Source organism: Achromobacter sp. ACM01, from assembly GCF_014851745.1.
GTDB classification, from domain to species: domain Bacteria; phylum Pseudomonadota; class Gammaproteobacteria; order Burkholderiales; family Burkholderiaceae_B; genus Achromobacter; species Achromobacter aegrifaciens.
The window spans coordinates 546110-572318 of the sequence record NZ_JACVAF010000003.1 but is presented as its reverse complement, the minus strand read 5'-3'; the positions used below and the strand labels follow the sequence as shown (position 1 = coordinate 572318).

Sequence of the window (26209 nt, the reverse complement as noted above, 5' to 3'; positions counted from 1 at the left end):
GTCCGGCTTTTTTTTATCGTTCGAAGACCTCGACCACCCGGAACCGTTCGCACACCAGCACCAGGTCCGGCGCATAGCCGCCGTTGCGGTCGAAATAAGCGATGTGCGCATCGCGCCATGCCTCGTACGGGCCTTCGCCTTCGGCCAGCGCGAACGCCTCGTCCACCTGATCGAAGCGCTGGATCAGCACGCTGAGCGTCTCGATCACGCAAGCCGGGCGGCCCGAGCCGTCCAGCACCACGTCACGCCGACCGGCCTCGGGCACAGGTTCCTGTTCGTTGAAGTCGCGCAACGCGCCGCAGGTGGCGGTCTTCGTGCCGGCCAGCACCAGCGCAAGCAATTCGTCGGCTAACTCGGGCGAGTCGCCGAACTGGAAGGTCACGGCGTTTTCATAGGGAGCAGGTGGTTTCATGCCTGGGGTATCCATTGCAATATCAGCTCCTGTCCCATCGCGGGATCGGAAGTGGAGGGGGCGCCGGTTTCGATGCGGCCGGCCAGACGCCGCGTGTAGGTCGGATCGCCGCTTTCGCGCACGGTCAGGTCATACCATCCCGCACTGCGGGTCATGTCCCAGGACAGGCTGACCGTCTCGCCGGGAGCGAGCGTGGCATCCTCTTCCTGGGGATAGCCGTAGGCGTTGGCTTCCACCCGGAATGAACGGGCCTGCGGGGCGGGGTTGCGCAGCGTTAATTGCAGCGATGCGCCAGGCCCCTGGTAGGCGGCCAAGACCTCCAGCGCCGGCAGGCCGGCGCGGCCGGTGCAATGGCGATGGAAACCGTTGGGACCCAGCACCCACAGATCGTAGCGTCCATCGTCAGCGGCGGTCTGCCATGCGCCCTCCAGGTGCTTGCCGGCTTCCACGGTGTAGCGGCGCGGGCCGCGGTCCAGATGCAGCCGGTCATAGACGTGCAGCACCGCGCCCGCCGTGCCGCTGTTCTCGAAACGCAGCGTGACGCTTGCCGCGTCCGCGCGCGCGTGGACCTGCAACGCATAGGGCAGGGGGCGCGACGGGCGCGTGCCCGCCTGCTGCCGCGCCGGCCCCGGCTGCAGCGGCGCGGGCGGCGTGATGGTGCCCGGCAGCGCCGATGCGAGGCCGGCGCGTTCGGCGGTGGCTGGAAAGCCGCTGGGCAGGCCTGCGCCGTCCGGCGCGGCGAAATCGAAGATCGAGGTCAGGTCGCCACAGACCGCGCGCCGCCACGGCGAGATATTGGGCTCGGCCACGCCGAAGCGTTGCTCGATGAAGCGCAGCACGGAAGTGTGGTCGAACACTTGGGAGTTGACCCAGCCGCCCTTGGTCCAGGGCGACAGCACGTACATGGGCACGCGCGGACCCAGGCCGTAGACGCCGTGCAAATGCGCCAGCGTGTCGTCCTTCTCTGCGCCGGCGACGATCTCGTGATACTCGCCGCGCGTATTTACCGTGGACGCCCCGGCCAGCGCGCCCGATGCATCGCGCGCAGGCGGCGCGGGCGGCGGCATGTGGTCGAAGAAGCCGTCGTTTTCGTCGAACATCAGCAACAGGACGGTCTTGCTCCAGACCTCCGGGTTGGCCGTCAACGCATCCAGCACCCGGGCCGTGTAGTCGGCGCCTTGCGCCGGGCTGGACGGGCTGGGATGCTCGGAGCCGGCCTTCGTGGCGCAGATCCACGAGACCTGCGGCAGCGTGCCGTCCAGCACGTCCTGGCGCAGCAGGTCCAGGCCGCGGGTGGTGAGCGCCTTTTCCTTCAGCGCGGCCGCCGCGCCCGGCGCGCCATGATAGGCGTCGCGGTAGGCCTTGAAGCCGGCGGTCGGGTTCAGCGAATAATTGTCCGCCATGTTCTGGTAGATGCGCCAGCTGATGCCGGCGGCCTCCAGGCGTTCGGGATAGGTCGTCCAGGTGTAGGCGCGCGCCGGATCGCCGCCCGTGAGCTTGTTGTAGGTATTGCCCAAGGCCGGGCCGTTGCCGCGGCCCAGGCCGTCGTTGGTGCCGGTCCAGACGAACAGCCGGTTGGTGTTGGTGCCGCCGGTGAACGAGCAGTGATAGGCGTCGCAGACCGTGAAGGCGCGCGCCATGGCGTACTGGAAGGGCATGTCCTCGTCCGTGAAGTACGCCATCGAATGGTTCTTCTTGGCGGCCGGCCAGTTGCCCATGCGGCCCGCGTCCCAGGCGTCCTGCGCGTTGGACCAGGTGTGCGGCGTGCTGGCCACGCGCATGGTTTCGAAGGCCTCGCGCGTATCCAGATGGAAGGGCAGGACCGTGCGCGGCGCGCCTTCATCGGGTTTGTCGTTGTATTGCGCCCAGACGGTGCGATGGCGCGCGTCGGGGCTATCCGGCACGGGTATGGGAAAGCGGTCGCCAAACCCGCGTACGCCGGCCAGCGCGCCGAAGTAATGATCGAACGCGCGGTTCTCCTGCATGAAGATCACGATGTGTCCCACGTCGCGGATCGTGCCCGTGCGCCGCGCCGCGGGGATCGCGAGCGCGCGGCGGATGGAGGCGGGCAGCAGGGCCAGGGCGCTGCCGGCGCCGGCCAGCGTCGCGCCGCTGCGGAGAAAATCACGTCGGGTCTGCATGAGGCATTCCTGAGAACGACGCTGCCCGCACAGGGGCGGGCAGCAGGGAGGGGGCTGAAACGGCGGCGTTCCTACTTCGCGCCGGTGCTTTCCGCGTAATCCATGTACAGCTTGTGCGCGCGGCGAGCCATGGGGCCGTATTCCAGCTGGCGGTCTTCCACGCGGTTCACGTGCACCACCTTGCCGTAGTTGCCGGACGAGAACACTTCATCGGCTTCCTCGATGTCGGCGCGGGTCAGGCTGCGTTCCTGCACGTCGACGCCGTCGGCCTTCAACAGCGCCAGCACGCGGCGGCGCGTGATGCCGTTCAGGAAGGTGCCGTTGTCGGCGGGCGTGGACACCACGCCGTTCTTGGCGATCCACAGGTTGCTGGTGGCGAATTCGGCGATGTTGCCCGCGCCGTCCAGCATGATGGCGTTGTCGAAGCCCTTTTCGGCGGCCTCGCGGATGGCGCGCTGGCCGTTGGGGTACAGGCAGGACGCCTTGGCGTCGGTGGGCGCCATGTTGGGCCAGGAACGCGCAAAGCTGGAGAAGCAGGCGGAAAAGCCCTGGTCGCCCGGCATCGGCACCTTGAACACGTGCAGCACGAACTGGGTCTTGTCGGCGTCCGGCAGCAGGAAGCCGTCGGCGCAATAGAACATGGGCTTGATGTAGAGTTCGCTGCCTTGCGGGAACTTGGCTACAGCCTGCAGGCACAGCTTTTGGATCTCTTCCCAGCCGATCTGGGGCTTCATCAGCATTTTTTCGGCCGAGCGCACCACGCGCTGGCAATGCAGATCCAGGTCGGGCGTCAGGCCGCGGAATGCGCGCGCGCCGTCGAACACCATGCTGGCCATCCAGAAGGCGTGGTCGGCCGGGCCGAGCAATTTGGGGTTTTCAGTGGTCCAGTGACCGTTGTGCCAGAACAAGGCATCCATGGTTGTCTTCCTTCACTTGAATTGGGGTGGCGCTATCGGCGCGCCGAAACGTCAGGATACATGAGGCAGCGGCCGGCTTCGCGCCGTCATTCGCGCGCCAGCGCCGCCTGCACGCGGTCGGCTGCCTGCGCCGGCATCCATTGCCGCCAGACCGGGCCGTACTGCTTGAGGAAATAGCGCGCGGCGTCCTCGGGTTCCTTGCCTTCGTTTTCCAGCCAGCCCAGGGTGGCGTCGATGGCGTCGCTGGGCACAGTCAGCTTGCCCAGGAATTCGGCGATCTGCGGCGCCTGTTTCGCGAACTCGGCGTTCACGCCGGTGACGACGGGGTTGGGCTTGAACTCGGTGGGCACGGGATTCGCGCACTTGGGATCGGTCATGCAGGTGTAGGCGGCCTGGTCGAACGCGGGCAGTTCCAGCTTCACCAGATCCAGCGCGCCGACCAGCGAGGTGGGCGTCCAGTAGTAGAAGACGATGTCGCGTTTGCGCTTGTAGGCGGACACGATGGCGGCTTTTTGCGCGGCGCCGGAGCCGGGCGCGAACATCGCGTAGTCCTTATCGAGCTTCAAGGCGCGCAGCAGGTTCTCGTTCAGGGTGCCGCAGGCCCAGCCCGCCGGGCAGCCGTAGATCCGGCCGCGGCCGGGTTCTTCGGGATCGGCGAACACGTCCTTGAAGCGCGCCAGGTCGGCCGCGGACTTCAGCTCGGGATGGCGCTCGACGGTGTAGCGAGGCACGTACCAGCCTTCGCCGGCGTCGTAGACGTGGCCCACGCCCAGCACCTTGCCGCTGGCCAGGGCCTTCTTCCATGCACCCTCGATCTGGCCGGGCCACACTTCCGGCGTGACGTCGACATCGCCGCGTTGCAGCGCCGCCAGCATGGGCAGGGTTTCGCCGATTTCGACCGTGGTCTTGCAGCCGTAGCCGTGTTCCAGCACATAGCGTTCGATGCCGGCCAGCACCAGGTTGGATTCCCAGTTCAGGCCGCTGAAGCGGACGGGCCGTTTGACTTCGCATACCGGCGCGGCGGAATCCGCGGCTTGAGCAGCCGCGGGAAGGAGGGCTGCGGCCAGCGCCAGGGCGCCAAGGCCGGGGGCGAGCGGATGCGGTTTGCGCATGGTCAGGCACCTGTTTGGTTGGGTGCCGTTCATTGTACGGGCGGCAGCCGCCGCGCCAAATGAAAACGGGGCCGCATAAAGCGGCCCCGTGCTTGCGCTGTCAGGATCAGGCGCGGGCGGCGCGGCGGCGATCGATGAAGGCGCCGACCTCGCCGACGATGCCGCGGCGGAAGGCCAGCACGCAGATCACGAAGATCAGGCCGATCACGATGGTGACCGATTCGCCCAGGCGCAGGAACCAGTCCACGCCGGTCAGGTTGGCCATCATCTGGCCGAAGTCGCCCACCTTGTTTTCCATCAGCACCACGATGAAGGCGCCGAGGATGGGACCGGTCAAGGTGCCCAGCCCGCCGATCAGCGTCATCAGGATGACCAGGCCGGACATCTGCCAGGTGGCATCGGACAAGGTGGCCGACACGAAGACCAGGGTCTTGGTGGCGCCCGCCAGGCCGGCCAGCGCGGCCGACAGCACGAAGGCCAGCAGCTTGAAGCGGTCGACGTCGTAGCCCAGCGAGATGGCCCGCGGTTCGTTTTCGCGCAGCGCCTGCAGCACCTGGCCGAAGGGCGAATTCACCGTGCGCCAGATGATGAAGTAGCCGATGACGAAGATGGCCATCACCACGTAGTACAGGTTCAGGTCCTTGGACAGGTCGATCAGCCCGAACAGGGTGCCGCGCGGCACGCTTTGCAGGCCGTCCTCGCCGCCGGTGAACTTCGCCTGGAGGAAGAAGAAGAACACCATCTGCGACAGCGCCAGGGTGATCATGGCGAAATAGATGCCGCTGCGGCGGATGGCGATGGCGCCCATCGCCAGGCCCAGCAGCCCCGCCACGGCCACGCCGAACAGCAGGCCGACCTCGGTGGGGAAGCCCCATACCTTGAGCGCGTGGCCGGTGGCGTAGGCCGCGCTGCCCAGGAAGGCGGCGTGGCCGAACGACAGCAGCCCGGTGAAACCCAGCAGCAGGTTGAATGCGCAGGCGAAGAGCGCGTAGCACATGATCTTCATGGCGAAGATCGGATAGACCCCGATAAAGGGAAGAATGGCCACCACGATGGCCAGTACCGCATAGCCCAGGAATTGACGATTCATTTTTCTTTTCCGAACAGCCCGGCCGGGCGGATCAACAGAACGATGGCCATGATGATGAACACGACCGTGCTGGAGGCCTCGGGCCAGAACACCTTGGTCAGTCCTTCGATCACGCCCAGGCCCAGACCGGTCACGATGGCGCCCATGATGGACCCCATGCCACCGATCACGACCACGGCGAACACGACGATGATGAGGTTGGAGCCCATCAGCGGGGAAATCTGCAGCACGGGCGCGGCCAGCACGCCGGCAAAGCCCGCCAGCGCCACGCCGAAGCCATAGGTCAGAGTGATCATGCGCGGCACGTTCACGCCGAAGGCCTCGACCAGGCGGGGGTTTTCGGTGCCGGCGCGCAACAGTGCGCCCAGGCGGGTGCGTTCGATGACGAACCAGGTTGCCAGACACACTACCAGGGAGGCTGCCACGACCCAGCCGCGGTAATTCGGCAGGATCATGAAGCCCAGGTTGGTGGCGCCGCGCAAGGCGTCAGGCGTGGGGTAGGGCTGACCCGAGACGCCGTAGAAGCTGCGGAACAGACCTTCGATGAGCAGCGTCAGGCCGAAGGTCAGCAGCAGCCCGTACAGGTGATCGAGCTTGTACAGGTGTCGCAGCAACAGCTTTTCTATGATGATGCCGAACAGCCCGACGACCAGCGGCGCCAGGATCAGCATGACCCAGTAGTTCAACCCCAGGTACGACAGCCCCATCCAGGCGATGAACGCGCCCAGCATGTAGAGCGCGCCGTGCGCGAAGTTGATGACGTTCAGCAGCCCGAAGATGACGGCCAGCCCGAGCGACAGCATGGCGTAGAAGGAGCCGTTGACCAGGCCTAGCAAAAGCTGGCCGAACAAGGCCTGTATGGGGATGCCGAAAATGTCAGTCATCTTATGAAAATCCTGCGCGTACGGAGGGAAGCGAGCTAATCAAAACGCGGCCCGACGGGTAGGATCGCCGGGTCGCGTCTGGGGCACATGGGCTGGATTACTTCTTGACCAGCTTGCAGGTGGACTCGGACAACTTGGTGTAGACCTCGTCGCCGGGCAGCGTCGCCACGACCTTGTAATAGTCCCACGGGGCCTTGGATTCGGCCGGCGTCTTGACCTGCATCAGGTACATGTCGTGGATCATGCGGCCGTCTTCGCGCACATAACCGCCTTGCGCGAAGAAGTCGTTGACCTTGTTCGACTTCATCCACTTCATGACGGCGTCGCCGTCGTCCGTGCCGGTGGCCTTGATGGCGTTCAGGTAGAAAGCCGTGGCCGAGTAGTCGCCCGCCTGCAGCATGGAGGGCTTGCGGCCGACCTTGGCTTCGAACTTCTTGGACCAGGCGCGCGAGGCGTCGGATTGATCCCAGTACCAGCCGTCGGTCAGGTACATGCCTTGCGTGGCTTGCAGGCCCAGCGCGTGCACGTCGTTGATGAAGACCAGCAGGCCGGCCATCTTCATGGTCTTGGTCACGCCGAATTCATTGGCGGCCTTGATCGAGTTGATGGTGTCGCCGCCCGCGTTGGCCAGGCCCAGGATCTGCGCCTTGGACGATTGCGCCTGCAGCAGGAAGGACGAGAAGTCCGACGCGCCCAGCGGCGCCCGCACCTGGCCCTTGACCTCGCCGCCCGCGGCCTTGACCACGGCCATGGTGTCGCGCTCCAGCGCGTGGCCGAAGGCATAGTCAGCGGTCAGGAAGAACCAGCTCTTGCCGCCGTCTTTCACCACGGCGGAGCCGGTGCCGCGCGCCAGCGCCACGGTGTCGTAGGCGTAGTGCACGGTATAGGGCGAGCATTGGGCGTTGGTCAGGTCCGACGCGCCCGCGCCGATCGCCATGAAGGGCTTCTTCTTCGCGGCGGCCACGCCGGCCATGGCCAGGCTGGTCGACGAGTTGGTGCCGGCGATGATGACGTCCACCTTCTGCTCGTCGAACCATTCGCGCACGCGCGCCGAAGCCACGTCGGCCTTGTTCTGGTGGTCTGCGGAGACGACTTCGATCTTCTTGCCGTTGATCGAACCGCCGGCGTCCTCGATCGCCATGCGCACGGCTTCCAGACCGGCCTTGCCGTCGATGTCCGAATACACGCCGGACATGTCAGTGATGAAGCCGATGCGGATGACATCGTCGGAGATACCTTGCGCGTGGGCGGTTGCCCCAGCAAATCCCAGGCCCGCCATGGCCAGTGCAGCAGTGATGGTGTGCAGCTTCATGGGATGACTCCTCTCTTCCCTACGGTGTAGTGTTGCCGGATTTCCGGCGGATGACACAGGTTCTAGACGCCCAGCAGTTCGTTGAGCGTGTCCTGTTTTTCTGAAAGTTCTGCGGCTTCGAAGTGCTCGACGATCTGGCCGTGCTCCATGACGTAGAAGCGGTCGGCCAGGGGCGCTGCGAAGCGGAAGTTCTGCTCCACCATGACGATGGTGTAGCCGCGCTGCTTCAGCGCCGTGATCATGCGAGCCAGCGCCTGCACGATGACAGGGGCGAGGCCTTCGGAGATTTCGTCGAGCAGCAGCAGGTTGGCGCCGGTGCGCAGGATGCGCGCCACGGCCAGCATTTGCTGTTCGCCGCCAGACAGGCGCGTGCCGGGAGAATTCCGGCGCTCCTGCAGATTGGGGAACATGTCGTAGATTTCTGCCAGCGACATGCCGCCGCCCAGCGAACCGACGACCGGAGGCAGCAGCAGGTTTTCTTCGCAGGACAGGCTGGCGAAGATGCCGCGTTCCTCGGGGCAATAGCCCACGCCCAGATGGGCGATCTTGTAGGTGGGCAGGTCGATGGCTTCGGTGCCATGGATGCGCACCGAGCCCTTGCGCGATCCCGTCAGGCCCAGGATGGCCCGCAGGGTGGTGGTGCGCCCGGCGCCGTTGCGTCCGAGCAGCGTGACCACTTCGCCTTGTCCAACGCGCATATCCACGCCGTGCAGGATATGCGATTCCCCGTACCAGGCCTGCAGGCCCGAAATTTCCAGTGCCGGGGTGCTCATGCGTGCGCTCCTTGAAGTTCGCCGTCGGTGGTGCCCATGTAAGCCTGCATCACGGCCGGATGGCGGGAGACTTCGGCGTACGATCCTTCGGCCAGCACGCTGCCGCGCGCCAGCACAGTAATGGTGTTGGCAATGGAGGACACGACATTCATGTTGTGTTCCACCATCAGGATGGTGCGTCCGGCGCTGACGCGCTTGATCAGTTGCGTGACGCGGTCCACGTCCTCGTGGCCCATGCCTTGTGTGGGTTCGTCCAGCAGCATCAGCTCGGGTTCCATCGCCAGCGTGGTGGCGATTTCAAGCGCGCGCTTGCGGCCATAGGGCAGGTTTACGGTGGTTTCGTTGGCGAAGGCGCCCAGATCCACCTGCTCCAGCAGGTCGCGCGCCGGCTGATTCAGCACGGCGAGCTGCCTGTCGCTTTTCCAGAAGTGGAACGACAGGCCGGTCCTGCGCTGCAGCCCGATGCGCACGTTCTCCAGCACGGTCAGGTGCGGAAACACCGCCGAGATCTGGAATGAACGGATCACGCCGCGGCGCGCGATCTGCGCGGGCCGCTCGCCGGTAATGTCGATACCGTTGAACTTGATGCTTCCCGACGTGGGAGAAAGAAACTTGGTAAGCAGGTTGAAGCAAGTGGTCTTGCCGGCGCCGTTCGGCCCGATCAAGGCATGAATCTCGCCCCGCTTGATACGCAAATCGACCCCATTGACCGCGACGAATCCGCGGAATTCCTTGGTGAGGCCTTTTGTCTCCAGGATCGTGTCGTCCATGTTCGCTGCACCGGCGTTGTATTTATTTCGGTCTCCACCTGCCGTCGTTGCGCCAGGTCCCCGCAGGGTCCGGAAAACTGTTCAGGAAATCGCAGTTTTCTTATGAGTTGCCGGCGAGTATGCGCACCTATTTATCAAAATTCCATGAGGGTTTGTCATAGGTTTTGCAGTGCGGAATGGGCAATTGTCGGCAGGCCGACAATGCTTGCGCCACAAGGGAATAAAGGCTTTCCATAATGGAAATGCAATGCAGCAAATATGCGTTGATCGTCATCAACGCCTGATGGATTTGAGAGGGAGGGAAAACCCGATTTGCGTGCACCGAATGCCGTGTCGGCGCGTAAGCTAACGCGCCGTCAGGCGGGCGTCTTCTGCTTGAATTCGCAGAGGTCGGAAATGCCGCATTGAGGGCATTTGGGTTTGCGCGCCACGCAGACGTAGCGGCCCAGCAGGATCAGCCAGTGGTGAGCGTCCTGCATGTATTCGCGCGGCACGAACTTTTCGAGTTTCTGTTCGACTTCCAGCACATTCTTGCCGGGCGCGATGCCGGTGCGGTTCGACACGCGGAAGATGTGCGTGTCCACCGCCATCGTGGGTTGTCCGAACGCCGTGTTGAGCACCACGTTGGCGGTCTTGCGCCCAACGCCGGGCAGGGCTTCCAGCGCTTCGCGAGTCTGCGGTACTTCGCCGCCGTGCTGCTCGATCAGGATCTTGCAGGTGGCGATGGTGTTCTTCGCCTTGGTGCGATACAGGCCGATGGTCTTGATGTAGTCGGCCAAGCCTTCTTCGCCGAGCGCCAGCAGGGCTTGCGGCGTGCCGTAAGCGGGGAAGAATTTGCGCGTGGCGATGTTGACCGATTTGTCGGTCGCCTGCGCCGACAGCAGCACGGCAATCAGCAACTGGAACGGCGTGTCGTATTCGAGCTCGGTGGTCGGATGCGGGTTGGCGGCCTGCAGGCGGGCGAAGATCTCTCGGCGTTTGGCTGCGTTCATGATTGAGTGGGGTTGCGGCGGGCCCGGGCGCGGGCCAGCGCGGATTCAATGGCGGAACGCTTGCGGTCCTCATTGCGCGCCTCGTCGGCGGCGGGAGCGGAAGCGCTGGGCGCGGCAGCCGCTTCGGGCGCCATCAGGCGCGCGTTGTCGGCAGCCAGGCGTTCGGTGCGTGCCAGATGGCTGCGGTGGCGCTGGCGGCTGATGGCAGCATCCTGCGAATTCCAGGCGCGACCTGCCGGCACCATCTGGATGCAATCGACCGGACAGGGCGCCACGCACAGGTCGCAGCCGGTGCACCAGTCGGCCAGCACGGTATGCATATGCTTGTTGGCGCCCACGATGGCGTCCACGGGACAGGCCTGGATGCACAGCGTACAGCCGATGCAGTGCGCTTCGTCGATGCGCGCGACCAGCAGCGGGCCGGGTTCGCCGCGGGTGGCGTCCAGCGGCAGGATGGGGGTATCGAGCAGGACCGCCAGCGCGGCGATACCGTCGTCGCCGCCGGGCGGGCAGCGGTTGATCGGGGCGGAGCCGTCCGCGATGGCGTCGGCATAGGGCCGGCAGCCGTCGTATCCGCACTTGGTGCATTGCGTCTGGGGTAGCAAGGCATCGATGCGGTCGGCCAATGAGCGACAGGACATGGATGTGAAGATGAAATCGTGGGACGGGGGCGCGAAAGGCAGGAATCAGGGACCCCAAACGCGAATCGCGCGCAACCCATCAAACAGCGCTGAGATTTCCAGTCACCGCTGTTTGATGGGTTGCGCGCGTCGGAGGTCCGGGTTCTAGTCCGGCTTGACTCGCGCTACACCCATCCTACGCAGATTGCCGGATGAATTCGGCAATTTTAGGACAGATCATTTCGCGCCAGCGGCGGCCCGAGAAAATGCCGTAGTGGCCGCAATTGGGCGCCGTGTAGTGCGTCTTGCGCTCGGCCGGGATGTTCTTGCACAGCTTGATGGCGGCGCGCGTCTGGCCCTGGCCCGAGATGTCGTCCAGTTCGCCTTCGATGGTGAGCAGGGCGACCTTCTTGATGTCCGCCGGACGCACCAGTTTGCCGTCCACTTCCCAGGTGCCGTTGGGCAGCTGGAACTCCTGGAACACCATGCGGATCGTGTCCAGATAGAACTCGGCCGGCATGTCCAGCACGGCGTTGTATTCGTCATAGAAGCGGCGGTGCGCTTCGGCGTCGCTGTCGTCGCCGCGCAGCAGGTCCAGGTAGAAGTCGTAATGCGACTTCATGTGGCGGTCGGGGTTCATGGCCATGAACCCCGCGTGCTGCAGGAAACCCGGGTAGACCTTGCGGCCCGCGCCCGGATAGCGCGGCGGCACCGGATGGATGACCTGGTTCTCGAACCAGCTGTAGGGCTTGGTCGTGGCCAGGCGGTTGACCTGCGTGGGCGACTGGCGCGGGTCGATGGGACCACCCATCATCACCATGCTGCGCGGCTGACAGGGATCGTTGGCGGAGGCCATCAGCGAGACGGCGGCCAGCACCGGCACCGTCGGCTGGCACACGGAAATCACGTGCACGTCCGGACCCAGGTGGCGGATGAAATCCTGCACGTAGCGCACGTAGTCGTTCAGATGGAACGGACCGGCCGACAGCGGCACCATGCGGGCGTCGACCCAGTCGGTGACGTAGACGTCGTGGGCCGGCAGCAGGGCGCGCACGGTGTCGCGCAGCAGGGTGGCGTGGTGGCCGGACAGCGGCGCCACCAACAGGACCTTGGGATCGTCGCGGCCCGTGTGGCGGACATCGCGCTGGAAGTGCAGCAGGCGGCAGAACGGCTTGTCGATGGCCACGCCTTCGATGACGCGGACGGACTTGCCGTTGATTTCGGTGGTGGGCAGGTTCCAGGCAGGCTTCTGGTATTCCTTGCCGATGCGGGTCATCAGCTCATACCCGGCTGCCATCTGGCGGGAGATCGGGGTATAGGCGAGAGGGCTGTAGGGACTGGAAAACAGCTGGGAACCGGCGTCCGTAAATGCAGCGAACGGAGTCAGGAAGGCGCGCTGCATTTCGTGCAATTGATACAGCATTTGAGAAAAGTCCTTCTGGGTCGTGCGTGTGTCCCGATTATTGCTCCGGGCACTAACGATATTTCTAAACAGCCTGAAGAAACGCCGACAAAAAAAGCAAATCTGTTGCTAAAAAGCGACCCAATACCCATTGAGCACCAGTTTAGGGCGCTTTTTACAACGTGCTGTCATACCAAAAGAAGGATTTATGCACTAAGTCGGACGGACCGAAGCTACCAGTAGTTTTCCACTGCCAGGTTGCCGGGGATGCCGCGGCGTCCAGGCTTGAAGCCGCGTTCGCCCAGCAGCTTGCGGGCGTCGGCCAGCATGTCGGGATTGCCGCAAAGCATGATCTTGGCCTGCTCGGGGTCCAGCGGCTGGCCTGCGAGCTGCTCCAGGCGGCCGTCGGCGATCAGCGTGGTCAGGCGTTCCTGCGGCATGCCGGGCAGGGCTTCGCGGGTGGCGATGGGCAGGTAGACGAGTTTCTGCGGATCCGCCGCGAAGAACTCGGCCAGCGCCGGCTGATTGCGCCAGGATTCGATTTCGGTGCGATAGGCGAGCTCCGCGGCGGTGCGCACTCCGTGCACCAGGATGATGCGGCGGTAGGCCCGCCAGACTGCCGGGTCGCGCAGGATCGAAAGGTAGGCAGACAGGCCCGTGCCCGAGGCCAGCAGCCAAAGATCGCCGCCCGGCGCGAAGCGCTCCAGGGTCAGAAATCCGTAGGGCGTCTTTTCCACATATAGCGAGTCGCCAGGCTGCAGCCGCGCCATGCGCGGACTGAACAGGCCTTCGGGGACCACGATGGAATAGAACTCCAGCCAGGGTTCGTGCGGCGCCGACACCATGGAATAGGCGCGCCACAGCGTGGGTTCGCCTTCCGAGGCGCCGGCTTCCGGCAGACCGACCCGGGCGAACTGGCCCGGCTGGAACGTATACGCGTCGTCGCGCGTCACGCGCACGGAGAACAGCTTGTCAGGCACCCAGGTGTGGACGTGGGTAACGGTCTGGCGCGTGTATTTGGAGTCGTCGGTCATCGGTACATCGCGCGAGGCCGGCCGCCAGGGCGGGGCCGGCGTTCGCGGATTATTTTTCCAGGTATTGCAGCTTGTCCTGCTTGCCATTCCATTCGTCGGCGTCGGGCAGGGGCTTCTTGGCACGGCTGATGCTGGCGAACTCGGGCGAGAGTTCGGCATTCAGGGCGATGAAATTCAACTGGTCCTGCGGCACGTCTTCTTCGGCGTAGATGGCATTGGCCGGGCATTCCGGGATGCAGACGGCGCAGTCGATGCATTCGTCAGGGTCGATCACGAGGAAGTTCGGACCCTCACGAAAACAGTCCACCGGGCACACGTCTACGCAGTCGGTGTACTTGCATTTAATACAGTTTTCGGTGACAACGTGGGTCATTCAGGAACTCCGGGAGCGGCGGCTTTTGTGTCTTGTTGGGCGGATTTTACCCAATGCCGCGCCGATGTGCCGGCAATACCCGTATTGACATAGTGGCCCTTCGCCCTGAACAGCGGGAGCTCTATGCTATGGTGTCGCGAAACGAAACGCGCCATCATGATAATCACTTCGCTGCTCGACACCGATCTGTATAAATTCAGCATGATGCAGGTGGTTCTGCATCATTTTCCCGCTGCCCAGGTCGAGTACCGTTACAAATGCCGCACGCCCGGGGTCGACCTGCGTCCCTACCTGGACGAAATCCGCGAGGAAGTGCATCAGCTATGCCAGTTGCGCTTCACCGAGGACGAACTTAAATATTTGGGCGGCTTGCGCTTTATCAAAAGCGACTTCGTCGATTTCCTCGAACTGTTCCATCTGCCGGAGCGCTGCATTCACATCGGCGTGGGCGATGGGCCGGGCGAAATCAGCATCGAGGTCAAAGGCCCCTGGCTGCATACGATCCTGTTCGAGATCCCGGTGCTGGCCATCGTCAACGAGGTCTATTTCCGCAACACTCGCAAGAATCCCGACTGGGAAGAGGGCCGCAAGCGCCTGCAGTCCAAGATGCACCTGGTGCTGGACGATCCGGCGCTGGCCGATTTCCGCGTGGCTGAGTACGGCACGCGGCGCCGCTTTTCCAAGATCTGGCACGAAGAAATCGTGTCCACCATGAAGTCGCAGATGGGCGTGCATTTCGCCGGCACCAGCAACGTGCTGCTGGCCAAGCAACACGAAGTGCTGCCCCTGGGCACGATGGGCCACGAATACCTGCAAGCCTGCCAGGCGCTGGGTCCGCGGCTGCGCGATTCGCAGGTGTACGCGCTGGAGGTTTGGGCCAAGGAATACCGTGGCGACCTGGGCATTGCGCTGTCGGACGTCTACGGCATGGATGCCTTCCTGCGTGATTTCGACATGTATTTCTGCAAGCTGTTCGACGGCGCGCGGCATGATTCGGGCGATCCCTTCGTCTGGGGCGAGCGCCTGCTCGAGCACTACCGCAAGAACCGCGTGGATCCGCGCGCCAAGACGCTGGTGTTCTCGGATTCGCTGACTTTCCCGCGCGCCATCGAGCTGGCCCGCCAGTTTTCCGGTCGCTGCAAGGTGTCCTTCGGCATCGGCACCAACCTGACCAACGACCTGGGCCACGAGCCCCTGCAGATCGTCATGAAGATGGTCCGCTGCAATGGCCAGCCGGTGGCCAAGGTGTCCGACGCGCCGGAAAAGACCATGTGCGACGATCCGGCCTACCTGGCCTATCTGCGCCAGGTATTCCAGCTGCCCCCCGCCTGACGGCGGCTCGGGGTAAATTGCGGGTTCTTCAGTATCGTTCCACCCAACCCACTCGAATCTAGGGGACTATTCATGAGCAGCATCAAGCGCTTCCACGTGGCCAAGCGCCTGTCCGACATGGCCGTGTACAACGGCGTCGCGTACCTGGCCGGCCAGGTGCCGGACGATTCCACGCTGGACATCACCGGCCAGACCGAACAGGTGCTCGCCACGATCGACCGCCTGCTGGCCGAAGCCGGCACCGACAAGACCAAGATCCTGATGGCCCAGATCTACGTGGCCAACATGAAGGAATTCGATGGCATGAACAAGGCCTGGGACGCCTGGGTCGCCGACGGCAATTCGCCTCCGCGCGCCACCGTCGAAGCCCGCCTGGCCAATCCGGACTACAAGGTCGAAATCGTCGTGACGGCTGCCGTCTAAGACGCCTGCCGCGTCGGGCGCCCCGGGCGCCTGATGCGTGCACGGGGCGGGCTGGCGCGTGCGCCACCCGTCTCATCATCCCGCGTTGTGCCGGCTACTGCCCGAGCAACAGCGTCGCGGCCAGCAGGCCGCCCAATTCCTCGCATTTCGCAATATCCGCGCCGGCCACGATCTTGGGCGCCAGGATCTGCTGCGCCGTCTGCGCACCCATGTTGACGATAAGCGCCGGCGCCAGCGCGTTGAGCCGCCAGCCCGTGCAGATGCGCTCGACCTGCCGCGCCGCACCCGCGCCGTCGCTGCCCGCGCTGATGGCGCAGGCGTAGGGCAAGCCTTGTATCCGGTCCAGCACCGCGTAATAGTTGCGGTCGAAGAATTCCTTCATCTCGCCGCTCAGCGAGGCCAGGTTCTCGGGGGCGCAGAACAGGTAGGCCTGGCTGGCGAGCATTTCTTCGGCCTGCGTGTCGGCGGCGCGCCGCAAGACCACGTCCAGGTCTGCCGTCTGTTCCAGTTGCGCGGCGGCCGCGCACGCCCCGCGCGCAGCGGCTTCGGCCATCTGCCGCGCGGCGCCGGTGCGCGAATGCCACACGATCAGCAGCTGTTTCATGCGTAGCGTTCCAGCGGATCCTGCCGGTAGTAGGCCCGCAGCAGCCCATACCATTGCGGCAGCGCTTCGTGCATGGGGTAGGGATCCACGAAGAAATGTTCCGAGCTGACCGCGAAGAACTCGGCTTCGTCGGTGGCGGCATACGGGTCCATCGGCAGTTGGCCGTACCAGGCGTCGGCGGCCTCGCTTTCCGGATCCACATCATGCGGGATGGCGGCCTCGACCGCGTCCACGGCAGCGATGAAGCGGTCCAGGCTGTCGTCCAGGATGCGGCGCCAGGCCTGTGGCTTGAGTTCGGGGTGCGCGGCCAGCGAGGGCATGCCGTCGGCATAGCCCGAACGCAGGTCCAGTTTGTGGGCGAACTCGTGGATGACCACGTTGAAGCCGCCGTCGGAGAACTGCGTGTCTTCCCAGGACAGCACCAGCGGCCCGCCTTCCCAGGCTTCGCCGGCGGCGTCCTCCAGGTATTCGTGCACCACGCCGTCATCGTCCTGGCGCGAGCGCGGGATGCGGAAGCTGGCGGGGTACACGATGATCTCGTCCCAGCCTTCATACAGTTCGGGCGCCAGGTTGAGGATGGGCAGGCTGGCCTGGGCCGCGATGCTCAGGCGCATGAAGTCCGAGACCTCCAGTCCTTGCGCGCCGTTGATGTGCTTGCTGGCCAGCAGCCAGGCCGAACGCGCCTGCAACTGGGCCGCTTCATCGGCTTTCAATGCCGCCAGGAACGGGTGGGCGTCCAGCACCTGTTGCCACAGTTCCGGGGAGATGCGGGCCTGCATTTCGGCCACCGCGGAGGGGCGGGCGCCCCGGCCCTTGAGCCAGCGCAACATAAGCTTCGGTTCCTTCCATATGCCGGGGCTAGCGGCTGCTTTTGGTGTCTACAAACCCTAGTGTAGAGTGTCGGGATATCAAACTACATCCGCCTGCCGTCCGTCATGTCCGCCCCGCCTGTTCCCGACGCGCCTACGCCTTTCGACGCTACCTGGCGCCAGGAGGTAGGCGCCGGCCTGGATGCCGAGGGCGTGGCGCTGATCGACCAGGCCGTGGCCTGGGCCGAACCGCGTTTCGAAGGGCAGCAGGCGCTGACCGGCGAACCCCTGGCCGGACACGGCGCGGGCGTGGTCCGCATCCTGGCGGCCTTGCATACCGATGCCGCCACCCGCGCCGCGGCGTTGCTGGCTGCCTTGCCGACCGACCTGATGGCGCCCGCGCCGTCCCTGCGCAGCGATCCGGTCGCGGCCGCCTTCGGTCCCGAGATCGCGCGGCTGGTGCAGGGCACGCGCGCGCTGCTGCGCCTGGGCGTGGTGGCGCGGCAGGCGAGCGACGCCGCCGCCGAAAGCGGCTCGCAAAAGGAAATGCAGCGCAAGATGCTGCTGGCCATGGCGGCCGACCTGCGCATCGTGCTGATGCGGCTGGCCTCGCGCCTGCGCACCTTGCGCTGGCACGCGGAAAGCAAGGCGCCGTGCTCCACCGATTTCGCCCGCGAAACCCTGGACCTGTATGCGCCGCTGGCGAACCGCCTGGGGATCTGGCAGATCAAGTGGGAAATGGAAGATCTGGCGTTCCGCTTCCTGGAGCCCGACAAGTACAAACAGATCGCCCGCCTGCTGGAAGAAAAGCGGGTGGAGCGCGAAGCCTTCATCGCCGGCGCCATCGAGCGCCTGCAGACGGGATTGGCCAAGGCGGGCGTCGAGGCCGAGGTCAGCGGCCGGCCCAAGCACATCTACAGCATCTGGAACAAGATGCGCGTGAAGCGGCTGGATTTCTCGCAGATGTACGACCTGCGCGCGCTGCGCATCATCGTTGACGACGTGCGCGCCTGCTATACGGCGCTGGGCATGGTGCACGAAATGTGGACGCCGATCTCGGAAGAATTCGACGACTATATTTCGCGGCCCAAGCCCAACGGTTACCGCTCGCTGCACACGGTGGTGGCCGACGACGACGGCCGTCCCTTCGAAGTGCAGATCCGCACGCGCGAAATGCATCAGTTCGCCGAATACGGCATGGCCGCGCATTGGCGCTACAAGGAAGCGGGCGCCAAGGGCGGCCAGGTGGCGGCCTCCAGCGAATACGACCGGCAACTGGCGTGGATGCGGCAACTACTGGCCTGGAACAGCGATGTCGAGGGCGGCGGCGAACCCGCCCAGCCCGCGCCCGCCAAGCCGGCATCGGGCAGGCAGCGCGGCCCGGCGGCGGCGCCGGCCCATACCGATGAGCGCATCTACGTGCTGACGCCGCAGGCGCGCGTGATCGAACTGCCCGCCGGCGCCACGCCGGTCGATTTCGCTTATCACCTGCACACCGACCTTGGCCACCGTTGCCGCGGCGCCCGCGTCGACGGGCAGATGGTGCCGCTGCAGACCCATCTGTCCACCGGCCAGACCGTGGAGATCATCTCCGCCAAGTCCGGCGGGCCGTCGCGCGACTGGCTCAACCCGCAGCTGGGCTTTCTGGCCAGTCCGCGGGCCCGCGCCAAGGTGCGCATGTGGTTCAACGCGATCGAATTGCAGCAGCGCATCACGCAGGGCCAGGCGCTGGTCGAAAAGGAATTGCAGCGGCTGGGCAAGACTGCCGTCAATCTGGAACAGCTGGCGCAGAACCTGGGATTCGCCCGCGCCGACGACCTGTACGTGGCGGCGGCCAAGGAAGAGTTCAGCCTCCGGCAGATCGACACCCTGTTCCAGCAGCCCGGGCCGGTCGTCGAGCCGCAGCCGGCCGCCTTGCGCCATGCCAGCGCCGGCAGCGCCGAGAAAAGCGGCAAGAGCGGCGTGCTGGTGGTGGGGGTGGGGTCGCTCTTGACGCAGCTGGCGCGCTGCTGCCGTCCGGCGCCGCCCGATCCGATCGCCGGCTTTGTCACGCGCGGACGCGGGGTGTCGATCCACCGCAGCGATTGCCACAGCTATCTGGCGCTGGCCGCGCGAGAGCCGGAGCGCGTCATCGAGGTGGCCTGGGGCGAAACCGCCGACACGTTCTACCCGGTGGACATCAGTGTGCGCGCGCACGACCGTTCCGGCCTGTTGCGGGACCTGTCCGAAGTCTTTGCGCGGCTGCGCCTGAACGTGGTGGGCGTGAACACACAGAGCAAGCAGTCGCTGGCCCATATGGTGTTCACGGTGGAAGTGCGCGGCGGGGAATCGCTGTCGCGCGCGCTGGACGCCCTGGCCGAAGTGCCGGGCGTGTCGTCGGCGACACGCCGCTAGGCGGGAAACCCGGGCCGGGCGGCCCGGGCGGGAGCAGGACTCAGTTGTCCAGCTCTTCGTGCGCGCGGTCGCGCATGTAGAACGCGGCGATCAGCCCCAGCGCCACGCCGAACATCACGTAATAGGCGGGCGCCATCGGCGAGCCGGTGGTCTTGATCAGCCAGGTCACGATGAACTGCGCGAAACCGCCGAAGATCATCACGGCCACGTTGTAGGCCAGGGACAGGCCCACCGAGCGCACGCGCGCGGGGAACAGTTCCGCCATCACCGTGCTGAACACGCCGAAGAATGCCGACACGAACAGGCAGACCACGACCTGCACGGCCAGCAGGCGGCCGATGGACGGCGCGTCCGACAGCCAGTAGTACAGCGGATACAGCACGATCAGGTAGCCGATGAGCGAGCCGATCACCAGGGGGCGGCGGCCGATGCGGTCGGACCAGGCGCCCATGAAGGGCGTCAGCAGCACCATCAGCGCCGCGCCCGCCATCTGCACCAGGAAGGTCTGGTTCAGCGGCAGCTTCAGGATCTGCGTGGAGTAGGTCACCAGATACGTGAAGGTGATGTAGATGGACACGGTCGCGGTCACGACCAGGCCCACGCCGATCAGCGCTTCGCGGGTATGCGTCTTCAGCATCTGGCCCAGGCTCAGGCGCTGCACGTCGCCGCGGGCGGCGGCTTGGCGCTCTTCTTCCTTGATCTGCTTGAACGCGTCGGTTTCATCGACGTTGCGGCGGATATAGATGGCGATGGGGACAATGACCAGGCCGAACGCGAACGGCAGGCGCCATGCCCAGTCGGCGATCTGTTGCGGGGTGAAGAACTCGGTGATGAGCGTGCCGCAGGCCGCGCCGATCAGCAGCGCCAGCATCTGGCCGGCCATCTGCCAGGAACCGTAGAAGCCGCGCTTGCCGTTGGGCGCCATCTCGATCAGCAGCGCCGTCGAGGTGCCGAATTCGCCGCCGGCGGAGAAACCCTGCAAGAGGCGGGCGATCAGGATGAAGATCGGGGCCAGGATGCCGGCCGCGTGGTAGGTGGGGGCCACGGTGATCAGCGCGATCGACACGGCCATCAGCGAGGTCACCATGACCATGGCGGCCTTGCGGCCTTTCTTGTCGCCGTACAGGCCAAGGATGATGCCGCCCACGGGGCGCATGAAGAAGCCGACGCCGAAAATGGCGGTGGTCATCAGGATGGCGTTCAGCTCGCTGCCGGGAACGCTTGGGTCGGTGGGGAAGAACAGCTTCGAGATGATCGGCGTCATGAACGCGAACACCAGGAAGTCATACCATTCGAGGGCATTGCCTATTACTGCCGCCACGATGTTGCGTGTGGGAACTGCTTTGTGCTGCACGGTTTCTCCTTGGGGTTTGCCTAACCGGGCGACATTCTAGGCGCTTCGCGCGCCGGACCACGCCGAGACGCGAAGGCGCGCTGGCCTTACACTCCTGTTTTTCCCCAAGAGAGTAGTGACATGAACGCGCGCACCTGGCTGGAAACGCTGGTTGGCTTTGACACCACCAGCCGCAATTCCAATCTTGCCCTGATCGAAACCGTCCGGGATTGGCTCAAGGGCCAGGGCGTCGACGCATGGCTGGCGCACAATCCGGAGCGCACCAAGGCCAACCTGTTCGCGACCTTGCCCGCCCAGGACGGCGGCATGCAGGGCGGCATCGTGCTGTCCGGCCACACCGACGTGGTGCCGGTCGACGGCCAGGAATGGAGCACGGATCCGTTCAAGCTCGTCGAAAAGGACGGCCTGCTCTATGGCCGCGGCAGCTGCGACATGAAGGGTTTCATCGCCAGCTCGCTGGCAATGGTGCCGGAATTCCTGGCCATGCCGCGCAAGAAGCCGATGCACCTGGCGTTCTCGTATGACGAGGAAGTCGGCTGCGCCGGCGCGCCCTACATGCTGGCCGACCTGCACGAACGCGGCATCCGCCCCGAAGGTTGCGTGGTGGGCGAGCCCACCGGCATGCAGGTGGTGGTGGCGCACAAGGGCATCAACCTGTTCCGCTGCAAGGTGCACGGCAAGGCGGCGCACTCGTCGCTGACCCCGCGCGGCTGCAACGCCATCGAATATGCCGCCCGCCTGATCTGCCGCATCCGCGACCTGGCCGACAGCTTCAAGGCCAACGGCCCCTACGACCAGTTCTACGACGTGCCGTTCTCCACGATGACCACCAACCAGATCCGGGGCGGCATCGCGGTCAATACCATCCCCGAACTGTGTGAATTCACCTACGAATTCCGTAACCTGCCCGGCATGCAGCCCGACGAGATCCAGGCAGAAGTTGAAAAATACGTGCGCGAAGAGCTCCTGCCGCGCATGAAGGCCGAATTCGACGGCGCCAGCATCGAAATCGAGACGGGCGCGGCCGCGCCCGCCCTGGAAGCGTCCGAGGAAGCCGCCATCACCCAGCTGGTGCGCGCCCTGACCGAAGACCGCGCCACCCGCAAGGTTGCCTACGGCACCGAGGCCGGCCTGTTCCAGGGCATCGGCATCCCCACCGTGGTCTGCGGCCCCGGCCATATCGAACAGGCCCACAAGCCCAACGAGTACGTCGCGCTGGACCAGTTGGCTGCCTGCGACACCTTCCTGCGCCGCCTGGGGCAGTCGCTCTGAGGGCAGGCTGACGGTTCCCGGGGCGGCTGGGGCGTTGCCCCCGGCCGCTGCCGGCGTCAGGTAAAATGACGGGTTGCAAACCGGATTTGCGGCCGGCAGTGGCCTGCCGCGATACCCGGGGGAGATGCTTGGTGAAACCTTACGACTTTCCGGATGCCCAGGGCCATTTTGGCCCTTATGGCGGTGTTTTCGTGGCGGAAACGCTGATGCACGCGCTCGACGAGCTGCGCGCGGCCTATGACCATTACCGTGTCGACCCCGCCTTCCAGGAAGAGTTCAACTACGAACTCAAGCATTTCGTCGGCCGGCCCAGCCCGGTCTACCACGCACGCCGCTGGTCGGAAATGGTGGGCGGCGCCCAGATCTGGTTCAAGCGCGAAGACCTGAACCACACCGGCGCCCACAAGGTCAACAACTGCATCGGCCAGGCCTTGCTGGCCAAGCGCATGGGCAAGCCGCGCGTCATCGCCGAAACCGGCGCCGGCCAGCACGGCGTGGCCACCGCCACGGTAGCGGCCCGCTACGGCATGGAATGCGTGGTCTACATGGGCAGCGAAGACGTCCGCCGTCAGGCCTCGAACGTCTACCGCATGAAGCTGCTGGGCGCGACGGTGGTGCCGGTCACGTCCGGTTCGCGCACCCTGAAGGACGCGCTGAACGAAGCCATGCGCGACTGGGTCACCAACATCGAAAACACCTTCTACATCATCGGCACGGTGGCGGGTCCCGACCCCTATCCCCGCATGGTGCGCGATTTCCAGACCGTCATCGGCAACGAATGCCTGACGCAGATGCCCGAGGCCACCGGCCGCCAGCCCGACTACGTCGTGGCGGCGGTGGGCGGCGGCTCCAACGCCATGGGCATCTTCCATCCCTACATTCCGTACGAAAATGTGCGCCTGATCGGCGTCGAGGCGGCGGGCGAGGGCATGGACAGCGGCCGCCATGCCGCTTCCCTGGCCGCGGGCCAGGTGGGCGTGCTGCACGGCAACCGCACCTATGTCATGCAGGACGCCGACGGCCAGGTTCAGGAAACGCATTCGGTCTCCGCCGGCCTGGACTATCCCGGCGTGGGCCCGGAACATGCCTGGCTGAAGGACTCCGGCCGCGCCGAGTACGTCGGCATCACCGACGCGGAAGCCCTCAAGGCCTTCCACGATTGCTGCCGCATCGAAGGCATCATGCCCGCGCTGGAGTCCTCGCACGCCATCGCGCAAGCCGTGAAGATGGCCGCCACGCTGCCGCGCGACGCCGTCATCCTGGTCAACTTGTCGGGCCGTGGCGACAAGGACATGCATACCGTGGCCGAACAGGCCGGCATCGAGCTCTGAGGCCCTGTCCATGACCACTCGCATCGACCGCATTGCCGCCGCTTTTGCGCGCACCGCCGAATCCGGCCGCGCCGCGGCGCTGATTCCCTACATTGCCGCCGGCGATCCTTCGCCCGCCGCGACCGTTCCCCTGATGCATGCGCTGGTCGAGGCCGGCGCCGACGTCATCGAACTGGGCGTGCCGTTCTCCGATCCCATGGCCGACGGCCCGGTGATCCAGCGCGCCGCCGACCGCGCCATCGCGCAAGGCGTGGGCCTGGCCCGCGTGCTGGAGCTGGTGGCTGAATTCCGCCAGCGCGACGCATCCACGCCGGTGGTGTTGATGGGTTATGCCAACCCGATCGAACGCATGGGCCAGGCCGAGTTCGCGCGTCGCGCCGAGCAGGCGGGCGTGGACGGTGTGCTGGTGGTGGACTATCCGCCCGAAGAAGTCGTCGAGTTCGCCGCCACGCTGGGCGGGCACGGCATTGCGCCCATCTTCCTGCTGGCGCCCACGTCCACGGAAGCGCGCATCAAGGCCGTCGCCGAAGTGGCGCGGGGTTACGTGTACTACGTGTCGCTCAAGGGCGTCACGGGTTCGGGCTCGCTCAACACTGACGACGTTGCCGAGCGCCTGGCCGTGATCCGCCGCCACGTGCGCGACATTCCGGTGGGCGTGGGCTTCGGCATCCGCGACGCCGAAAGCGCCCAACGCGTGGCGCGCGCGGCGGATGCCGTCGTGATCGGCAGCAAACTGATTGAAACCATGGAGCAGGCGGCGGCGAATGCCCCCGCGGCCCAGAAAACCGACGCCGCAGTCACCGCCGCCAGCGGCTGGCTGCGCACCATCCGGCAAGCGCTGGATCAAGTAAAACGAGCAAGCGCGTCGGCCTGAGCGGCGGGCGTGACCTCATACGGGATGAATAATCAATGAGCTGGATCGAAAAACTCCTGCCTCCTCGCATCAATAAAACCAGCGAAAGCGGCCCCCGCCGCGTTCCCGAAGGCCTATGGGTGAAATGCCCGTCGTGCGAATCGGTGCTGTACAGCGAAGACCTCGCGGCCAACCTGCACGTCTGCCCCAAGTGCGACCACCACATGCGCATCGGGGCCCGTGCCCGCATCGACTCGCTGCTGGATGTCGAGGGCCGCGTCGAGATCGGCCAGACCACGCGTTCGGTCGACACGCTGAAGTTCAAGGACACCCGCAAGTACCCCGAGCGTCTGCAGGAAGCGGTCAAGCAGACCGGCGAAACCGACGCGCTGGTGGTCATGAGCGGTTCGATCCGCGGCGTATCCGCAACGCTGGCCTGCTTTGAATTCGAATTCATGGGCGGCTCCATGGGCTCGGTGGTGGGCGAGCGCTTCGCGCGCGGCGCCCAGGCCGCGCTGGACAACAAGACGCCCTTCATCTGCGTGGCTGCCTCGGGCGGCGCGCGCATGCAGGAAAGCCTGCTGTCGCTGATGCAGATGGCCAAGACCAATGCCATGCTGACCCGCCTGTCGGCGGCCGGCCTGCCGTTCATCAGCGTGTTGACCGACCCCACCATGGGCGGCGTGTCAGCCAGCTTCGCCTTCATGGGCGACGTGGTCATCGCAGAACCCAAGGCGCTGATCGGCTTTGCCGGCCCGCGCGTGATTGAACAGACCGTGCGCGAAAAACTGCCGGAAGGCTTCCAGCGCGCCGAGTTCCTGCTGCAGAAGGGCGCCATCGACATGGTCGTGGACCGCCGCCAGCTGCGCGAGGAAATCGCCCGCCTGCTGGCCTTGCTGACCAATCAACCGGCGGACGTGGTTACGGCCTGAGTTTGCCCCGGCCTGCGCCTGAGGGGACGGGCCAGACGAACAGCGCCAAGATGCCGCCGGCAGCCCAGGGCTTCCGGCGGCATTGTCATATGCGGCCCCGGGGCCGCATATGACGAACAATTTGCGGAACAGTGTTTTCCATCCGCGATGTTGCCTGCGTGCGACAAAGCTTGAGCCTTCCGGCCCGGATTTTGCTATGTTGCGTACTAGGTTTGAAATCTACGGAGTTTTCCAATGCAGTTGACCAAGAAGAAGATGCTTACCGGCCTTGTGGGACTTGCCCTGGCTGCAACCGCGTCGCTGGCAAGCGCCCAATCGTCCGAGGGTACTCAGGGCGGCGTCAGCGTGCATTACGGCATTGGAGACCACTATCAGCGCCTGACGATCAACTACGAAACGGCTTCGGTCTGGACCTACCAGTTCGGTGGCAACTGGGGCCGGCTGGACCTGACGCCCGAACTCGGCGCGTCGTACTGGAAGGCGAGCGGCTCGCGCTCCCCGGGCCATGTCTGGCAGCTCAATGCCATCCCGATGTTCCGCTGGTGGACCGGCGAACGCTTCTACATTGAAGCGGGTATTGGCGCCACGCTCTTCTCCAGCACGCGTTTCGCCGACGAGAACATCAGCACCGCTTTCCAGTTTGGCGACCACATCGGCATGGGCTTTCTCGTGACGCCGAACAATCGCATCGGCCTGCGCTATTCGCACTTCTCGAACGCCAGCATCAAGCGCCCGAACCCGGGCCTGGACGTGGTGCAGCTGACGTACACCTACCAGTTCTGATCACGCCATGTATGTGGGCGTGGCGCGGCCCCAAGGGCCCGCCGCACAGACAGATCCACCCTCAGGGGTGGATTTTTTTTGGGCTGCTGTGCTGCATTGCGGCAAGTCCAATTTGATACCTCAAAAATATTATGTTCTGACGCTGCGTATACATACTTGTTGGTAGGGAGTGCAATCGCCAGAATGCTCTGGCACTGCACAACACACAACGAGCCGCCGCGCGGCTCCGCTTCCCGGCACGCTTGGCTGCGGCCGGGGAGGGGCGCGACGATGGCATACGGAGACCAACG

25 protein-coding genes are annotated in these 26209 nt (G+C 65.2%); 8 read left to right on the top strand and 17 right to left on the bottom strand.

Annotation, left to right across the window (positions count from 1 at the left end):
- Positions 1–13: 13 nt before the first annotated feature.
- The 14 genes from IB268_RS17405 to fdxA form a co-directional block, all read right to left on the bottom strand.
- Positions 14–412 (bottom strand): ASCH domain-containing protein, encoded by a 399-nt coding sequence (locus tag IB268_RS17405; protein WP_054450553.1) that lies wholly within the window; start codon positions 410–412, stop codon positions 14–16.
- The gene (locus IB268_RS17400) at positions 409–2553 is read right to left on the bottom strand and encodes a phosphocholine-specific phospholipase C (protein WP_192354567.1); all 2145 of its coding nucleotides are present in this window, start codon (positions 2551–2553) and stop codon (positions 409–411) included. The genes IB268_RS17405 and IB268_RS17400 overlap by 4 nt, the downstream gene beginning before the upstream one ends.
- 71 nt (positions 2554–2624) lie before the next feature.
- A complete protein-coding gene (locus IB268_RS17395) occupies positions 2625–3470 on the bottom strand; it encodes a branched-chain amino acid aminotransferase (protein ID WP_054450557.1) in 846 nt (281 codons plus the stop codon).
- Between the two features lie 86 nt (positions 3471–3556).
- Positions 3557–4582 (bottom strand): ABC transporter substrate-binding protein, encoded by a 1026-nt coding sequence (locus IB268_RS17390; RefSeq protein WP_192354566.1) that lies wholly within the window; start codon positions 4580–4582, stop codon positions 3557–3559.
- Between the two features lie 106 nt (positions 4583–4688).
- The gene (locus tag IB268_RS17385) at positions 4689–5672 is read right to left on the bottom strand and encodes a branched-chain amino acid ABC transporter permease (protein ID WP_054450559.1); all 984 of its coding nucleotides are present in this window, start codon (positions 5670–5672) and stop codon (positions 4689–4691) included.
- The gene (locus tag IB268_RS17380) at positions 5669–6556 is read right to left on the bottom strand and encodes a branched-chain amino acid ABC transporter permease (RefSeq protein ID WP_054450560.1); all 888 of its coding nucleotides are present in this window, start codon (positions 6554–6556) and stop codon (positions 5669–5671) included. The genes IB268_RS17385 and IB268_RS17380 overlap by 4 nt, the downstream gene beginning before the upstream one ends.
- A gap of 97 nt (positions 6557–6653) precedes the next feature.
- Positions 6654–7868, bottom strand: a complete 1215-nt coding sequence (locus tag IB268_RS17375) for an ABC transporter substrate-binding protein (RefSeq protein WP_054450561.1) — start codon at positions 7866–7868, stop codon at positions 6654–6656.
- Between the two features lie 62 nt (positions 7869–7930).
- Positions 7931–8641 carry an ABC transporter ATP-binding protein gene (locus IB268_RS17370; RefSeq protein WP_013392192.1) on the bottom strand — a complete coding sequence of 237 codons (711 nt, stop codon included), beginning with the start codon at positions 8639–8641 and terminating at the stop codon, positions 7931–7933.
- The gene (locus IB268_RS17365; RefSeq protein WP_054450562.1) at positions 8638–9411 is read right to left on the bottom strand and encodes an ABC transporter ATP-binding protein; all 774 of its coding nucleotides are present in this window, start codon (positions 9409–9411) and stop codon (positions 8638–8640) included. Before IB268_RS17365 ends, IB268_RS17370 begins: the two co-directional genes overlap by 4 nt.
- Before the next feature lie 356 nt (positions 9412–9767).
- Complete coding sequence (nth, locus tag IB268_RS17360) at positions 9768–10403, bottom strand: endonuclease III (RefSeq protein ID WP_054450563.1); 636 nt, start codon at positions 10401–10403, stop codon at positions 9768–9770.
- The gene (rsxB, locus tag IB268_RS17355) at positions 10400–11044 is read right to left on the bottom strand and encodes an electron transport complex subunit RsxB (protein ID WP_119450984.1); all 645 of its coding nucleotides are present in this window, start codon (positions 11042–11044) and stop codon (positions 10400–10402) included. The genes nth and rsxB overlap by 4 nt, the downstream gene beginning before the upstream one ends.
- A 175-nt stretch (positions 11045–11219) precedes the next feature.
- Positions 11220–12446, bottom strand: coding sequence for a polyhydroxyalkanoate depolymerase (locus IB268_RS17350; RefSeq protein ID WP_119450983.1), 1227 nt, complete (start codon positions 12444–12446; stop codon positions 11220–11222).
- A 212-nt stretch (positions 12447–12658) separates the two neighbouring features.
- Entirely contained in the window at positions 12659–13459 is an 801-nt protein-coding gene (locus tag IB268_RS17345) for a ferredoxin--NADP reductase (RefSeq protein WP_054450568.1), read from the bottom strand.
- A gap of 49 nt (positions 13460–13508) precedes the next feature.
- On the bottom strand, positions 13509–13832 hold the full coding sequence (gene fdxA, locus IB268_RS17340; protein ID WP_006389264.1) for a ferredoxin FdxA: 324 nt from the start codon (positions 13830–13832) through the stop codon (positions 13509–13511).
- A 156-nt stretch (positions 13833–13988) separates the two neighbouring features.
- On the opposite strand from fdxA, the gene pncB reads away from it, so the two are divergent.
- Together pncB and IB268_RS17330 are read left to right on the top strand one after the other, a co-directional pair.
- Complete coding sequence (pncB, locus tag IB268_RS17335; RefSeq protein ID WP_054450570.1) at positions 13989–15164, top strand: nicotinate phosphoribosyltransferase; 1176 nt, start codon at positions 13989–13991, stop codon at positions 15162–15164.
- A gap of 72 nt (positions 15165–15236) precedes the next feature.
- The gene (locus IB268_RS17330) at positions 15237–15587 is read left to right on the top strand and encodes a RidA family protein (protein ID WP_042796825.1); all 351 of its coding nucleotides are present in this window, start codon (positions 15237–15239) and stop codon (positions 15585–15587) included.
- 94 nt (positions 15588–15681) lie between these two features.
- Here IB268_RS17330 and IB268_RS17325 read toward each other — a convergent pair whose 3' ends face one another.
- Complete coding sequence (locus IB268_RS17325) at positions 15682–16191, bottom strand: flavodoxin family protein (protein WP_192354565.1); 510 nt, start codon at positions 16189–16191, stop codon at positions 15682–15684.
- Positions 16188–17021 (bottom strand): zinc-dependent peptidase, encoded by an 834-nt coding sequence (locus tag IB268_RS17320; protein ID WP_119450980.1) that lies wholly within the window; start codon positions 17019–17021, stop codon positions 16188–16190. Before IB268_RS17320 ends, IB268_RS17325 begins: the two co-directional genes overlap by 4 nt.
- Positions 17022–17126: 105 nt before the next feature.
- On the opposite strand from IB268_RS17320, the gene IB268_RS17315 reads away from it, so the two are divergent.
- Positions 17127–19394: a bifunctional (p)ppGpp synthetase/guanosine-3',5'-bis(diphosphate) 3'-pyrophosphohydrolase gene (locus IB268_RS17315; RefSeq protein WP_054450575.1), complete on the top strand. Its 2268-nt coding sequence runs from the start codon at positions 17127–17129 to the stop codon at positions 19392–19394.
- 40 nt (positions 19395–19434) lie between these two features.
- Here IB268_RS17315 and IB268_RS17310 read toward each other — a convergent pair whose 3' ends face one another.
- A complete protein-coding gene (locus tag IB268_RS17310) occupies positions 19435–20748 on the bottom strand; it encodes an MFS transporter (protein ID WP_059374811.1) in 1314 nt (437 codons plus the stop codon).
- A 120-nt stretch (positions 20749–20868) separates the two neighbouring features.
- On the opposite strand from IB268_RS17310, the gene argE reads away from it, so the two are divergent.
- From argE to IB268_RS17285, 5 genes are all read left to right on the top strand, one after another.
- Entirely contained in the window at positions 20869–22020 is a 1152-nt protein-coding gene (gene argE / locus IB268_RS17305; RefSeq protein ID WP_054450578.1) for an acetylornithine deacetylase, read from the top strand.
- 131 nt (positions 22021–22151) lie between these two features.
- Positions 22152–23351 (top strand): tryptophan synthase subunit beta, encoded by a 1200-nt coding sequence (gene trpB / locus IB268_RS17300; protein ID WP_054451311.1) that lies wholly within the window; start codon positions 22152–22154, stop codon positions 23349–23351.
- Between the two features lie 10 nt (positions 23352–23361).
- On the top strand, positions 23362–24225 hold the full coding sequence (gene trpA / locus IB268_RS17295) for a tryptophan synthase subunit alpha (protein ID WP_054450579.1): 864 nt from the start codon (positions 23362–23364) through the stop codon (positions 24223–24225).
- A 35-nt stretch (positions 24226–24260) separates the two neighbouring features.
- Positions 24261–25136 (top strand): acetyl-CoA carboxylase, carboxyltransferase subunit beta, encoded by an 876-nt coding sequence (gene accD, locus IB268_RS17290; protein WP_054450581.1) that lies wholly within the window; start codon positions 24261–24263, stop codon positions 25134–25136.
- 234 nt (positions 25137–25370) lie between these two features.
- The gene (locus IB268_RS17285; protein WP_054450583.1) at positions 25371–25919 is read left to right on the top strand and encodes an acyloxyacyl hydrolase; all 549 of its coding nucleotides are present in this window, start codon (positions 25371–25373) and stop codon (positions 25917–25919) included.
- Positions 25920–26209 lie beyond the last annotated feature (290 nt).